11 protein-coding genes are annotated in these 14,600 nt (G+C 43.4%); 3 read left to right on the top strand and 8 right to left on the bottom strand.

All coding sequences use genetic code 11. The annotated features are described in order from the left end of the window. Window positions 1-481 precede the first annotated feature (481 nt). Window positions 482-646 (top strand): hypothetical protein, encoded by a 165-nt coding sequence (locus V7L20_RS08305; protein ID WP_334743614.1) that lies wholly within the window; start codon window positions 482-484, stop codon window positions 644-646. A 356-nt stretch (window positions 647-1,002) separates the two neighbouring features. After that, complete coding sequence (locus V7L20_RS08300) at window positions 1,003-2,286, top strand: aspartate aminotransferase family protein (protein ID WP_334743613.1); 1,284 nt, start codon at window positions 1,003-1,005, stop codon at window positions 2,284-2,286. Window positions 2,287-2,425: 139 nt separating this feature from the next. Here the strand turns inward: V7L20_RS08300 and V7L20_RS08295 are convergent, their stop codons facing one another. The 7 genes from V7L20_RS08295 to pgmB all read right to left on the bottom strand — a co-directional run bounded on the left by V7L20_RS08295 (window position 2,426) and on the right by pgmB (window position 11,347). Next, complete coding sequence (locus tag V7L20_RS08295) at window positions 2,426-3,412, bottom strand: alpha/beta fold hydrolase (protein ID WP_334743612.1); 987 nt, start codon at window positions 3,410-3,412, stop codon at window positions 2,426-2,428. 506 nt (window positions 3,413-3,918) lie between these two features. Next, complete coding sequence (locus V7L20_RS08290; RefSeq protein ID WP_334743611.1) at window positions 3,919-4,527, bottom strand: DUF4129 domain-containing protein; 609 nt, start codon at window positions 4,525-4,527, stop codon at window positions 3,919-3,921. A 132-nt stretch (window positions 4,528-4,659) separates the two neighbouring features. After that, window positions 4,660-5,142, bottom strand: coding sequence for a DUF2243 domain-containing protein (locus V7L20_RS08285; protein WP_334743610.1), 483 nt, complete (start codon window positions 5,140-5,142; stop codon window positions 4,660-4,662). 94 nt (window positions 5,143-5,236) lie between these two features. Continuing rightward, window positions 5,237-5,632, bottom strand: a complete 396-nt coding sequence (locus tag V7L20_RS08280) for a pentapeptide repeat-containing protein (protein WP_334743609.1) — start codon at window positions 5,630-5,632, stop codon at window positions 5,237-5,239. 62 nt (window positions 5,633-5,694) lie between these two features. After that, window positions 5,695-6,132 carry an RrF2 family transcriptional regulator gene (locus tag V7L20_RS08275; protein WP_229488760.1) on the bottom strand — a complete coding sequence of 146 codons (438 nt, stop codon included), beginning with the start codon at window positions 6,130-6,132 and terminating at the stop codon, window positions 5,695-5,697. Between the two features lie 447 nt (window positions 6,133-6,579). Next, a complete protein-coding gene (locus V7L20_RS08270) occupies window positions 6,580-7,893 on the bottom strand; it encodes a PAS domain-containing sensor histidine kinase (protein ID WP_334743608.1) in 1,314 nt (437 codons plus the stop codon). A gap of 406 nt (window positions 7,894-8,299) precedes the next feature. Next, entirely contained in the window at window positions 8,300-11,347 is a 3,048-nt protein-coding gene (gene pgmB / locus V7L20_RS08265; protein ID WP_334743607.1) for a beta-phosphoglucomutase, read from the bottom strand. A gap of 23 nt (window positions 11,348-11,370) precedes the next feature. Here pgmB and V7L20_RS08260 point away from each other — a divergent pair, with 23 nt between their 5' ends. Beyond that, on the top strand, window positions 11,371-11,745 hold the full coding sequence (locus V7L20_RS08260; RefSeq protein WP_334743606.1) for a hypothetical protein: 375 nt from the start codon (window positions 11,371-11,373) through the stop codon (window positions 11,743-11,745). Window positions 11,746-11,827: 82 nt separating this feature from the next. On the opposite strand, the gene V7L20_RS08255 is transcribed toward V7L20_RS08260, so the two are convergent. After that, complete coding sequence (locus V7L20_RS08255; RefSeq protein ID WP_334743605.1) at window positions 11,828-14,236, bottom strand: sucrose synthase; 2,409 nt, start codon at window positions 14,234-14,236, stop codon at window positions 11,828-11,830. Window positions 14,237-14,600 lie beyond the last annotated feature (364 nt).

Here is a 14,600-nt window from a genome sequence, read left to right as displayed (position 1 = left end):
ACCAGAGAACTTGATAGTTTTAGCTTCACAAGGATTGCAAACTGTTATTACAAGGGTTGCTACGCTTGCGACTAGTATAGTTGTTGTTTTCACTTTTGCTTCTTTTTAACTTTTCGTTTAGTGATTTACTTTACATCTAAATCTAAGAATATTCAACAATTTAGTTACAGTATGAGGCTACAAATCCAATCCAAAACCTCAGTAATCATGTCTTGTAAATAGTAATTTTTAATCTTACCTTCTTATTTGTTATAAGTAGGTCGGCGCAATTAAAGCTAACTGGCGTACCCCTCCAAGGAAGCAAGCTACGCGTAGTGTCTGTCTGCGACACGCTGCACGAACGTAGAGAAGGACACAAAGAAAGAAATAAGAAGCCAAGAAAATTTGGCGCAGCCTCACAAAGAAATGTATTAGTACAGTTTTGCGTAAAAGCGTAGCGTTTTTAATGCATCCCGATGCATTGGTATTGTAAAGGGACGCATTGGTATTGTATCGGGATGTATTGGCATTGTATTGGGATGCATTGGTATTGTATTGGGATGCATTGGCATTGCAGGGGGACGCATTAACAATGCATCCCGATGTATTGGTATTGCAAGGTATTGCTGAATTTAATTCGCTACGAATTAAAAAATACTGTACTTAGCTTTCTTGCAGTTTTCCTGCACACAGCAAGGGGAATTTCCTCATGTGTCTTAGCGCCATCAAAACCGCAGGCTGGCATTTGACGAGTTAAGCTTGGACATCAGTGAGAAAATCCCTGGACTCTACCTAAGACTTGCAATGCCTAGCTTGGGCTGGTTTTATGCAAATTGACTTTCACTCATACTCTTGCTCAAGTGTTAAGTACAAAGTTTTTTTTCACCCCCACCATGCCTTTGAGGTTATATAAGCGTTAGCTTAAAATGAAGTACGAGTTGTACTAAATAAAAAGTATTTTTTAGGGATTTCTAGGAAACTAGTAAATAACTATATAATGAAAAACTTTCAAAAGGAGCGGTAGTGAGCCTACAAACTCTCGTTGAACAAGCCACCATCCCCCCAGATTCAGGGTCTGTAGCATCTAGTCCCTTTGAGGCAGATAGCTTTAATGAAGCTGTCATGTCTACATACGCTCGGTTTCCTCTAGCCCTAGAACGCGGTGCTGGATGCCGGGTTTGGGATACACAGGGGCGAGAATATCTGGACTTTGTGGCTGGAATTGCCACTTGTACTTTAGGACATGCCCACCCAGTTATGGTAGAAGCGGTAACACGCCAAATCCAAAAGCTGCATCATGTCTCTAATTTGTACTATATTCCTGAGCAAGGTGAATTGGCAAAATGGCTGGTTGAACATTCTTGTGCCGATCGCGTGTTTTTCTGCAACTCTGGTGCTGAAGCTAATGAAGCCGCAATTAAACTGGCGCGGAAGTATGCACACACAGTATTAGACATTGAAAAACCGATTATTTTAACTGCCAATGCCAGTTTCCACGGACGGACTTTGGCAACAATTACCGCTACAGCACAACCGAAGTATCAAAAATATTTTGATCCCTTGGTTCCTGGTTTCCACTACGTAAATTACAACGATATTAACGCTGTGGAAGTGGCGATTAGCGAGTTAGATGAAGGCGATTATCGGGTAGCGGCAATTCTGATCGAGCCATTGCAGGGAGAAGGCGGTGTGCGTCCAGGAGATATTGCCTATTTCAAAAAGCTCCGGCAAATTTGCGACGAAACTGGCATTTTATTGATTTTCGATGAAGTGCAAGTTGGTATGGGGCGCAGTGGCAAATTATGGGCTTACGAACATCTTGGCGTTGAACCGGATATTTTCACCAGTGCCAAAGGCTTAGGTGGCGGTATCCCCATCGGTGCAATGATGAGCAAAAAATTCTGTGATGTTTTTCAACCAGGGGAACACGCTAGCACTTTTGGCGGAAATCCTTTTGTGTGTGGTGTAGCACTCAGTGTTTGCCAGACGTTGGAACGGGAAAATATTTTGCAGAATGTGCAAGACAGAGGTGAACAATTGCGATCTGGATTGAAGGCGATCGCAGCAAAATATCCTCAGCACGTTGGCGAAGTTCGGGGTTGGGGTTTAATCAACGGTTTGGAATTGCGAGCCGATATTCAAATAACCGCAGCAGATATCGTCAATGCTGCCATCATAGAGGGCGTATTGCTAGTACCAGCCGGGCCAAAAGTAGTCCGATTTGTGCCACCACTTATTGTCACAGAGGCGGAAGTAAACACTGCCTTGGAAGCTGTGGATAAGGCGATCGCAACTCTCACAGCTTAGGTAATCAAAAAGCGAGGATTAATCTTTATGCCTATCTCTCGCTTTTTCTTACTTTTAGATTAATTTTTACTCAACACGGGCTAAACGCCCCGCTACCGCTAACAGCACTTTGCTATTATATCTAAGACTAGTTGAACTTTTAGGTAATCGACTTGTCGATTTGGAGGTCTGTTAGAAACTCGATGAGCAATCTATTAACTTCGACTGGGCGTTCTTGCTGAATCCAATGACCAGCCTTTGGTAGCAATACCTTCTGCTTCAAGTTGGGCACGTTTTCCTCTAGGGTGTCGAATGCTTCACGGTACATTGTGATCACTGCATCTGCTTCTCCCGCCACAAACAATGTAGGCTGGCGCAGCTTTGCGCCACTAAGAAATGGTGTTAGTTCCCAGATTCTATCTATGTTTCGATACCAGTTCAACCCGCCCCGGAAACCAGTCCGCTCAAACTCAGAGGTGAAAAAGTCGATATCCTGGTCTGTTAACCAAGCTGGAAGTTGCTCTGGTACGTAACTTGTGTCTATTGCCTTCTCCGACTTGTTAAATAGGAAGCGCCAGCGTTTTTCTGGTGGTGGATCTCCCGAGGCGGAGTAGAGAATTGCACGTATGGTAGCGCGAATATCAGACTCTAGTTCCGCCTCAGCTTTACCTGGTTCTTGAAAGTACAGCTGATAGAACTCCTGCTCGCCTGCCATCAGCTTCATTGCTTCTGTCGGTCGAATGTCTGACCAACTGCGGGGTTGATAGGGCACACTCAGCAGGGAGATAGCGTGGAAGATATCTGGACGAAGTAGGGCACAATACCAGGCAACAGGCGCACCCCAATCGTGTCCAACAATGATTGCTTGCTCCTCACCCAGCGCATGAACCAGACCAACAATATCACCAACCAACTGGAAAATATGGTATGCCTCAATTGGTTCCGGTCTTGAGGTCTGTCCATAGCCGCGCTGGTCTGGTGCTACCGCGTGGAACCCAGCTTCAGCTAATGCCGATAACTGATGCCGCCAGGAGTACCAACATTCTGGGAAGCCGTGACACAAGATCACCAATGGACCTTGCCCCTGTTCGGCAATATGCATCTTGATACCGTTGGTTTCGATGAAACGGTGAGTTACTAAAGTCATATTTCCTCAATTCCTTTTTTAGGGTTGAAGCAGCTCTTTTCATGTTGGCAAATGAACTACAAAAGTTAAAAAGCCTAATGCTGCCTTCACTGAAAACAAATTAATGAGGTTTATCATTAAAAGAGTAAAAAATTATTGCCAACGGTATCTTCTCTACTTCTTTCCAACACAGTCACCATTATCTAGCAAAAGGGGATCAGGATGGAAAACTTTTCGCTCTACTAAATGTCATTTATAATTGGTCTTCCAAGTTGAGTTTTGCACGTCACCCAATATTAAGTGTTTGTGGCGATCGCCTGAGCGCACAACCTCAAGCATCTGGTTGAAGTCTCGCTTTGGCACTCTACACAACCGTTTGAAGTCTTCTTATTTCAAGCTTTTCACCTGTTTGTAGGTCATATAAGGTACTACGCTTTTACCTACTTTTCCCATGTAACTAGGACTTTTGCAAAAGGTGTATTGATTTTTTTAGCTATGTATTTAGTATCCCTATCCCTGCGTTCTCTTCATTCTGGGGAAATTTCCCGATAAGCTTGCCGACACTGCTCATAATTGTCTGGCAAAATCTCGGCATTACCAAAACATAATTGCTCGTGTGTGGTAATTAAAGTTTCATAAGGCTGTATGGGAGTCACAGACGATCGCAGCAATTGCAGATATTCTCCATCTGTGCGGCTGAGTTTGTGGGGTGCGATCGCGTTTTTATCCAACTGCTGCAACATTGCTAAATAAACACAACGGCAAGCCTCACGGTAATTACCTTGACGATAAAATTCTTGCGATCGCTCCAACAAAAGAGCAATCGATGACTCATTGGAGCGAGTTTTTACGCGAAAATCAGTAAGATTGCCACTTCTATTTAGCCAAGAATATACATAAGGACTGAATTCTCGCCATAATCGCCAACCAATCCAAGCTATAAATAAGCCTAGTACCAACCAAAATAGGAATTTCAGCAATTCAGCTAGCCAGGGGCTAATTGACCATCCGGTAGGCAATTCTGGTAAAGCCTGTTCAAAGCGGTAAAACTGGTATTCCCACCATTCACCCGCTTGTTGTTGGAATTGAGACAAATGCCAACTCCAGCTAGTTTTTTCAAAAGTATCTGTAGGCATAAGGGAGAAGGGGGAGCGAGGAGTGGGAAGCAAAAGGGGACAAGGGGGACAAGGGGACAAGGGGGAATTATTGAATAAGTGTCTCCCTTGTCTCTCTTTCATGCCCAATGCCCCATGCCCCATGATTATTGACTATTGACTAGTTGACTCTTTTTTTATCATTATCGAGCCAATAACAATAAGTAGCGCACCGAATGCAAGAAATCCTAAATCCCAAACTAACTGATTTGGGCCTGGTTTCACATGATGGATACCGAGAATTTGGTGGTCAATTAAACCTTCAACGAAGTCAAATAACCCATTCCCAATCATTAGTGACCCAATAAAAATCTGTGATGACCAAGGAACATCATCACGCCCTCCGGCACGCCATAGCAATACAAGTCCTACCACGGTGAATACCCAATCCAAGGCATGAAATAACCCATCCCATACCATGTTCAAATCGATATTCGCCATGTTTGTCAGAGGTCGAATGCTACTGAGCATGTGATGCCACTGGAGGAGCTGATGCAGTAAAATTCCATCAAGAAATCCTCCAAGACCCACACCAAGAAAAATTCCCGCAGTAATTAGTGGTGCGCGTTGATTGAGGGTTTCACTTTTTGCCTCCATTGTCAACCTCATAGATAGGCTTTCTTACCAAAGTACAACATCTTTTGGGAAAAAAATCTTCTATTTTAAGGCAAGTAGGAACATTCAACTTAAATTAATAATTTACAAATTTAATCTGCATACCTGCTTTGACTGGATCAAAATCTTGGGGAAAATGGGTGCTGCGATCATAGTCTGCTTTTTCTAGCTTCGCTCCTTTAAGATCGGCTTGGCGAAGATTCGCTGACATCAATAATGCTCCCCTTAAATCGGCATCATTGAGATTAGCTTGACCCAGATCGGCAAAACTCAGATCAGTTCCCCTCAAATTTGCGCCACTCAGGTTAGCTTCACTCAAGTCAGCATAACTAAGGTCAGAACCTTTCAAGTTAATGCCTTGCAAATCAGCATTACCCAGTTCTGCTTTACTAAAGTTCCGTTTTCCTGCTACATAACTCTCTACAAGAGTAGCGGTACTATTTATAGGCTGTTGAGAATTGGCTTCAGGCATATAACAGCCTCACTGGTTATTAGCTTCATACTGAGGATGAAAATTTTCCTACTTCATCCTTTCTAAATGTAATACATAAGTTCCTTTTGCTTTCGCATTGATCTTCGTTCACAAAGGTCTTGAAGTGTATATTTTTCTAGAACTGAGTTAGCAGCCTGACGTGCTTCCTGCCAGACTTCCTGAATTAGCTCACCTTCTACCGTGTTTGGAGTTGGCTCAGAATCAGAGACTACGATATCTGATCCTTCCATGCAGCTAAAAGCATCTAACACTGTAATCTTTCCGGGATCTCGTGCCAGAACATAGCCACCTTTGGCTCCACGTATACTCTTAATTAAACCTCCACGCCTTAATGTGGCCAGAAGTTGTTCCAAATAGCGGTTCGGGATGTCTTGTAATGCCGCTATCTCTCGAATTTGGAGGGCTTCACCGTTAGGGTAACAGGTTGCCAACTCTAACAGGGCTAGAAGTGCGTATTCTGATTTGTTAGAGATAACCACAGGCGTAATATTTTAAACTCACACTTAAATATACAAAGTATTTGAATTGCTTTCCCTAAGCTACTGTTAAGAAAAACTTTACAATCAACTTATTGTTGACCGGCTAACCCCACTTTAAAGACCTTTTAGCATAGAAGCAATTATATTTTATTTTTAATTTAATAAGTAAAAGTGATTGATTATCAAGAAAGGCAGAAGGCAGACGGCAGGAGGCAGAAGGAATACTGCCCTCTGTTCTTTGCTGCGACCAATCAGGGTGCATGGTTTAAGACCCCCACTGAAAGGGAGTTGAGTGGCTCTAAGTCAGGAGGGGTCGAATTCTATAAGTGACTTGTTCCTTCTGCCCGGTTGTTGAGCATAGTCGAAACACTGCCTCCAGCAAGAACTGCCTCCTTCAATTATTAAAATCTTCTCAAGTGTAAATTGGCTTAAAAGCTGTGCAAGCCGCTATATATTCAAATTTATCGAAAATGGGAGAGTTACGATAAAGGTAGTTCCTGCACCGATCGCACTTTCGACAAAAATTTCGCCGCCATGTAAATCTACAGCCTGCTTGACGATAGACATCCCTAGTCCCATTCCTGAGATATTACCTGCATTACTGGCGCGATGGAAGGGTTCAAAGATGTGTTCAATGTCATCTGGGGGAATGCCAATACCACAGTCTTGAGTTTGGAATATAGCTTGATCGTTGGTAATGGTGACAGAAAACTTAACTGTGCTACCAATAGGAGAGTATTTCAGACAATTCGAGAATAAATTAGTCAAGATTTGCCGCAGTAGTTTCGCGTCTAAGTAAGCTCTTGTAGATTGACACTCACTGCTAAAAGCGATCGCATGTTGTGAGCGATCGCTCTGTTGTAATTCTTCTAATATATCGCGGCAAAATTCTACCAAATTTAGGGGTGTTGGATTAAACTCTAGCTTGCCTGTTTCATCCTGACTCAGCACCAATACATCATTTAACAACTGGGTTAGATGCATAACAGATGTTTGAATGCGACGTAAGTGGGTCTGTTGTCGCTCGTCGTTCCATAGATGGCGATAATATTCTAGTAATTCTGCAGAAGAGTGGATGGTAGCCAAAGGGGTGCGAAACTCATGAGAGGTGATAGTAAGCAAGCGGGATTTAAGTTCACTAAACTTTCTTTCTTTGGTAAGGGCTTGTCGCATCGCCTGTTCTGCCCATTGCAGCTTGGCTTGGCTTCGCTTGCTTTCGCTAATATCCCGCAATATCCACCGCAAACCGACTAACCTACCTTTTTGATTACGGACAGCAACCACCTTAACCGCAGCAATAATTGGCGTTTTGTTACATGGCCGCAGGTTTACCTCCCACTCTTGCATTTTCCAGTCTGGAATTTCGGCATGATCGCGCAGATGAAGCAGTTTCAGATGAAAAGCAATTATTTCTTTCTCAATCACATAAATTCCTAAGAGTTTGCCCAACAAAACACTTTTAGAAATGTTTAGCAGAGTGGTGGCGGCTGAGTTAACTTCTTGAATTAACCCTTTTGTATCAGTCACAAAATAAGCGTCTGGTACTTCCTCAAATAGTTCCTGGTAGCGTTGACGTTGTGCTACTAAAGCTTGTTGAGTATTGGATAATTCTTCATTCTGCTGCTGTAGGTCTTCATTAGCTATTTGCAATTCTTCCAAAGTTAGGTGGATTTCTTTTAATAATGCGGTAATAAGTTCAATATCTTCCTGTGCATTTTGCTGTTCACTCTGGCGTTGCAAAAGGGCGACGCGCTTACGCATACTCTCTATCTGTAAGGCTAATTCGTCCAAATTCACCCTCTGACTCCTAATTTGGATATCTAAACTTGCGTTGTATTTTAGATTCCCTATTTAAATAATCTTAGCTTTTGGAGGTTAATAGTTATTAGTTATTAAAATAAAATTCATAAATCAGGAGTCAGAATTAAGTTAAATATTCTGACTGAAAAAGCAAATAGAGTAATCCTTTTAAAGGGGAGCTAGTGCAGTCTTCTCTCTACAGCCTTTCTTCTAAAGAAAGGAGATGCTATGCGTAGCTTGCTTCCCCGTAGGGGTACGGGCATCTTAGAGCAGGCGTTAGCCGAGAAGGGGAAACTTTAAGGCTTTAGCAAGTCTGCGAACATTTTGATTCTAATTTATTGATTCTAAATTCTAAATTCTGAATTCTTTAATTGGAAGTCCCTGAATATTTTTCTCTGGCAATATTGCTTAATTTAGTTCTTAAATCTGCCCATTTGACTCCTTCTAAGTTGGGCAAAACAATATGAGCGGCTCCAACTCGTTCAGTTGGGCCGAGTCCTATTGCCCACATACCACCGACTAAAGCTGCCTCAATACCTGCTGCGGCATCTTCTACAACTACAGATTGCGCTGGTTCGAGTCCAAGCTGCTTGGCTGCGTACAGAAATAGGTCGGGTGCTGGCTTAGGTTGCTGTACACTATAACCGTCAGCGATCGCATCAATTTTATCGGCAATGCCCAATCGCTCGATGACTGTGCGGGCATTTTTGCTACCTGAACCAATACCGATTTTAATCCCAGCTTGTCGCAGTTCATCCAAAAAAGCGATCGCACCTGGTAATAAATCCTTGGATGTCATGCTTTGGATCAATTCCCCATAGTAGCGATTTTTACGCTCCATCATCTCCTCAATTTGTGCTTCTGAATACGGTCTATTTCCAATAATCAGCATCAGGGAAGCACGACGAGATACACCGCGCAGCGCTTCATTAGCTTGTCGATTAAATGGTATACCTTCTTCATCTGCTAGCTTTTGCCAAGCTAAATAATGAAGTTCTGCTGTATCTGTTAGCACACCATCTAAGTCGAAGATGAATCCTTTGATGTTGGGGTTGTGGGTCGCTTCGCTTGGGGATTGGGAATTGGGGAGTGGGGGGGATGAGGGAGCAGGGGAGGCAGGGGGGGAAAACTGGTGTTTAGAAGCTTGTGAGGGGGAATTTTGGGAGAGGGAAAGTTGGAGATATTCTAGTTGACGAGTTATATCTTGAGTGACTTGTTCTTTGCGTAAATCGAAGTCATGCCATTTTCCTTGCCAGTGTAGTTTAAACTTCAAGCGTGTCCAGCCATCAGGTAGATGGGAGTTGGCTACGGGGCCATTTTCAGTTAGTTGAATGCCGCCGAATCCAAAAATTACAGCTTGCCAAACGCCACCAGCAGTAGCACCGTGAATTCCATCGCTGGTGTTACCTCGGTTATCTTCAAGATCCACCATTAACGCTTGCATAAACACTTTGTAAGCTTCCGTTGATTTGCCCAAATCGGAAGCTAAAATGGCGTGAACTGCTGGCCCAAGAGACGACCCATAAGTAATGTCTGTGCGGGGTGCGTAGTAGTCCCAGTTGGTCTGCAATGCTTTTTCGTTGTAGGGAATATCTGCTGATTCCCGCATTAAATAAAGGAGCATTAAGATATCTGGCTGCTTGAGTATTTGACATTTATTGGTTTTCTCAATACCTAAGATGGCTTGCATGGAGCGATCGCGCCCTTCGTAATCTGCTAAGTTGATATCTTCTAATTGGAAAAATCCCTCGAACTGCTCGATTAGTTCTGTTAATGGGTCATGGAGAAACAATATTTTAGTGATGATATCTTGCCAGTGTGATCGCTCTTGTGGGGTAAGTTTTAGTTTCTCTTCTAGTTCAGTAGTTCGTTCGGGGAACTTATCAGCCAACCAATCATAAACTGCGATCGCTTTCTCTAAATGCCATTGCGCCATGCGATTTGTAAAGGCGTTATTGTGGACGAACTCATGGTATTCATCGGCTCCGATTACTCCTTGAATCTCATAACGTTGGCGCTCAGAATTGAATTCAACCCGGCTACCCCAGAAAATAGCGGCATCCAAAATAATCTCTGCGCCGCGCTCTTGCATCCACTGATCATCACCAGTGGCTTGCCAGTAGTTCCAAGCTGCGTAGGGAACATCTGCATTGATATGAATTTCGCGATCACGACACCAAATCCGCACGTCTTCACCATAAAAATCACTATTGAGTCCCCAACGTGGTGTTACTTCATCTCCGGTATCAGCACTTTCCCAGGCAAACATTGCCCCTCTATAGCTGTAATGGGAAGCCTTGCGTCTAGCTCCTGGTAAGGTGTGCCAACGGTAACTGAGTAAGTTTCGGGCGATCGCTGGTTGAGTAAACAGAAAAAAAGGCAGCATAAAAATTTCTGTATCCCAAAAGATATGACCGCGATAGCCAAACCCCGAAAGTGTTTTAGCAGGAATGCTCACTTTGTCATCATGGCGTGAACCAGCAATCAGCAGTTGAAATAGATTGTAGCGAACAGCAAAAGCAGCTGTGCTATCCCCTTCAATGAGGATGTCACTTTGCTGCCATACCTCATCCCATGCCTGCTCATTGGCTCTTAGTAGTGTTGCGTAGTCTGGTAGGTGCGCGAGTTTTTCTGTAGCTGCTGAAACTGGTGTCTCAGTCTCCCGCGAGGTAAAAACTGTCACGATTTTTTCTACCGTTACCGTCTGTTGTGATTTAGTCTGGTAGGTCATGCTTAAGGTCGGATAACCAGGCGCAGTGCTGACTTGCAAAGATGCTTCAGTGCCTGATATTCTCATAGTTGCGCCCATACCAATTTCAATTCGGGAGTGGCGAGTGCGGCATTGCAACCAGATTCCTTGGTCAGTCTTGCCCTGATCTAGTCCTTCCCAGTGATTAAAACCCTGATTTTCTGGATAGCCGTTGATACTTCCCTGAACTTCAATTGACCCATCAAAATCTACTGGCATTAAATGGCAGCGTTGCGCCAACACATGCCGATCTGCCAAACTAGCAAAGCGTTCAAAGGTAATATCTATAGTGTTTCCACTGGGAGAGCGCCAACGTAAGTAACGGATTACAAGTCCGTAGCGTAAATCAAGCTTGCGATCATAGCGCAATATTTCACCTTGATCGAGACGGAAGCGATCGCCATTTACAATCACTATCAAAGGTAGCCAATCAGGGCAATTTGCCAGTTCAGTGTACACTACAGGCACATCGTCATAGACACCGTGGATAAAAGTAGCTGGCAATGCATGAGGATAACCTTCCTCAAAACTGCCTTTTGTTCCCAGGTATCCATTTCCGATTGTAAAGACGGTTTCTTTAGAGTGCAATTGATCGGGGTCAAACTGGGTTTCAATTAAAATCCAGTCTGTGTAGATAAAATTACGAGAATGACTTTTTGTTTGCATAAGGGGGGAGTAGGGAATGGGGAATGGGGAATGGGGAATTGGGAAATTTAGTGGATGAACGGAGTTCCGAGGTGGATGAACGAGTCTTTGAGGGAGATGAACGGAGTTCCGAGGTGGATGAACGAGTCTTTGAGGGAGATGAACGGAGTTCCGAGGTGGATGAACGGAGTTCCGAGGTGGATGAACGGAGTTCCGAGGTGGATGAACGGAGTTCTGAGGTGGATGAACGGAGTTCCGAGGTGGATGAACGGAGTTCCGAGGTGGATGAACGGAGTTCCGAGGTGGATGAACGGAGTTCTGAGGTGGATGAACGGAGTTCCGAGGTGGATGAACGGAGTTCCGAGGTGGATGAACGGAGTTCCGAGGTGGATGAACGAGTCTTTGAGAGAGATGAATGAGTCTTTAAGCCAATGCTTTAACTCCCCCTGCTCCCCCTGCTCCCCCTGCTTCCCCACTCTCCACTCCCCACTCCCCACTCCCTCATCCCCCCTTATGCTTTTCCAAAATATTTTCGGCTCTAGGTTTATAAATGAGATGAAATAAGGTTTCCATATAGCGATCTCTGGCTTCGTTATTTTCTGGAGCAACAAAGTTCCAAAAACTAAATATTTTAGCAAGCTGTAGTAATTGATTACTATGTAAATGCCAATTGTATCTATTATGGATTCGCTGACTCATCCATTCTGAGACTTCGTGCCAATACTCAGGATGAGTATTGCATTGTTCAACAAAGCCTAAAATTTTCTTTGCTGTTCCTTCTAAGTCTGTAGGATTAAGATTAAATTCATTCTCTTGGTTTTCGATAATTTCTAAAGAGCCGCCAAATTGAGTAGCAAAAGTTGGTAAGCCAGAAATCATCGCTTCTAAAATAGACCGACCGAAGGATTCAAAGAGGGCAAAGTGGACATAAATCCCCTGATCATCTGCAACTACTCGGTAGGCTTCGCCGAGGTTGCTGCTAGGAATACGCATCCCCACCCAGCGAATTTTGCCATTGAGATGATATTGCTCAATAATGTCGTGGAGTTTTTGGATTTCTTCTGCTTCCTGTGGGTTTGTCGCTTCATCTGGATGCAGTTTACTACTTAAGAGAATCAAGTTACAATGCTCTTGCAACGCCTGACTTTGACCAAAGCATTCAGCTAACCCAGTGAGATTTTTGATTGAGGTGATGGGAGCAACGGCAAAGATTGGTCGCTTATGAGGCTGCTCTAAATGACCAACTATTTGGGGGTCTTCGCGGCTAAAGAGTAGGTCATGAGTTTGTGTGCGAAGGTCAGAATTTCGATCTTCTTTTTGGCTATAGGGAAAGAAAATCTTTTCATTCACTCCCGGCGGCACTAAGTTGAATTTAGGACTAAACAAATCAATTCCATCAACTACATGATACAACTGCGGCATTGTAAAGCATTTGTACGACTCGTATTGACCTATGGTGTCAGGTGTGCCGACAATTTCTTGATAGGACGATGTGATAATGAAGTCGGCTGCATTCATGCTAATCAAATCGGCGGTAAATTGTACCGAGAAGTGATATTGGTCTTCTAAATCTTGCCAATATAAATTACTAAATAGATATTTAGGTTTTTCTAATGAATGGGCAATGTTGCACTGGGTAACTTTCATGCGGCGCGATAAAAGAAAAGCTACTAAGTTACCGTCGCTGTAGTTGCCAACAAAAAGATTAGGTTTACCTTTAAATTGAGCTAGTAATTCTTTTTCTGCATCTAGAGCAAATTGTTCTAAATAAGGCCAAATCTCAAATTTAGAAATCCAATTGTTGGTAATTTCAGGATTGAATTCACCAAAAGGAACGCGCAAGATCCAAGCATTTTCAGTATCTTGAACTTTTTCTAAACGCAGATTGCAAAATGTGCCTTCGCAGTTAGGGATTAGCCGGGTGAGAATAATTACATGGGGCTTCATACCCAGTACGTCGAGACCAGCGAGTTTGATTTGTTCGCGCAGTTCGTTTTCTAAGCTGCGGGCTTGTTCAAGGACATAGATAACTTGACCGAGTGTTTCATCTCTTCCTAAGACATCTTCTTGTCCAACCCAGCCGTGGATGGAAATGAGGACGACGCGAAAAATGGCGGGGACGCGGGCCACAAATGTTTCTAAGATGCCGGGTTCTGGAGAGTAAATCAGTCGGTCGAGGAGTTCTAGGGTTTGGGAAACTCGCGCCGCAGTATTACCCCAACCTGGCTCAAAGCCGAGTTTTTGGAAATCGAAGCGGAATTTTTCATAAGGTTCATCAGGCTCAAGCTCATTCAAAAATTTCAGCGCTAGCTTAATTTGTCTGGCTAGGTGAATACCTGAAGGAATGCGATCGCTCAACAGCAGCCGAATTCCATCGTGTTGCAACCCCTGTAATGCTTGAAATAACATTTCTACCCAATATTGGGGGTCAGTCAACAATTGATTGCACAGGTAACGGTTGAGGAAGGCTAAACCTTGACCAATATTTCTAGGGTCGTCGATTTTTGGGGAACTTTCGTAAAACGGGTGGAGGTCAATTTCGAGGATGTAAGGCTGGTAGCGGTTGACCAGGCGATCTCTTACATCTAGCAGCACTTGAGGCCTCATCTGCTCAAACCTACTATCAGATGTCAGTTTCCAAACTTCCTGACTAGCAATCCTCGGACGAACCACAAACCAGGTACTTTCTTCTTCAAAAATTATTTCGTGAGTGTACTGAATCAATTTGCCCACAGAAGAAGAGTGGTAAAAATAGGCTGGCTTTTGGGATTTATGACAGTAATCCGCAAAAGCTTGTAAAATTTCATTTCTCAGGAAGTAAGGCTTACCTGAAGCACTCAACGTATAAATCAACTGATGTAGAGCAGTTTTTTCATCACCGTTGAAGACAGCTTGAACTAGTTCATACATGATGACGAATCCCAGAACTTGAGCTAGGTCACGACCCCATTTTTATCTCCAATCTCTGATTTTGTGAGGCACATTTCCCGTTTAATGTTATATAAACATGAAAACCACCTGCGTCTAACTCTGGGATGAAACCCTGCGAGGGTTTTAAATCTATGGGATGAGGGAGTTATTTCATGTTCGGTAAAAGATTCATCATTAAGACCGCAGGCGGCAGGGGGAAGAGGGTTTTAATATTTTTGCATAGATGCCCAGAATCATAACTAATTAAGCAAACATGATATTACAAAAGAGAGGCGTTGCTGATTCCACGTATAAAAATGATTTTGCATAATACCAAAATTCTTGTAGAGACGTAGCAGTGCTA

Origin of the sequence: Nostoc sp., from assembly GCF_036916735.1 — a bacterium.
GTDB lineage: Bacteria > Cyanobacteriota > Cyanobacteriia > Cyanobacteriales > Nostocaceae > Nostoc.
This window is presented reverse-complemented; position numbering and strand designations above follow the sequence as displayed.

Bases quoted from the DNA above. Each gene is read 5' to 3' on its own strand.
- V7L20_RS08270 (WP_334743608.1), bottom strand. From the start codon at position 7,893: ATGCGTAAGCGCGTCGCCCTTTTGCAACGCCAGAGTGAACAGCAAAAT.
- V7L20_RS08285 (WP_334743610.1), bottom strand. From the start codon at position 5,142: ATGGAGGCAAAAAGTGAAACCCTCAATCAACGCGCACCACTAATTACT.
- V7L20_RS08255 (WP_334743605.1), bottom strand. From the start codon at position 14,236: ATGTATGAACTAGTTCAAGCTGTCTTCAACGGTGATGAAAAAACTGCT.
- pgmB (WP_334743607.1), bottom strand. From the start codon at position 11,347: ATGCAAACAAAAAGTCATTCTCGTAATTTTATCTACACAGACTGGATT.
- V7L20_RS08290 (WP_334743611.1), bottom strand. From the start codon at position 4,527: ATGCCTACAGATACTTTTGAAAAAACTAGCTGGAGTTGGCATTTGTCT.
- V7L20_RS08280 (WP_334743609.1), bottom strand. From the start codon at position 5,632: ATGCCTGAAGCCAATTCTCAACAGCCTATAAATAGTACCGCTACTCTT.
- V7L20_RS08260 (WP_334743606.1), top strand. From the start codon at position 11,371: ATGGGGAATGGGGAATTGGGAAATTTAGTGGATGAACGGAGTTCCGAG.
- V7L20_RS08295 (WP_334743612.1), bottom strand. From the start codon at position 3,412: ATGACTTTAGTAACTCACCGTTTCATCGAAACCAACGGTATCAAGATG.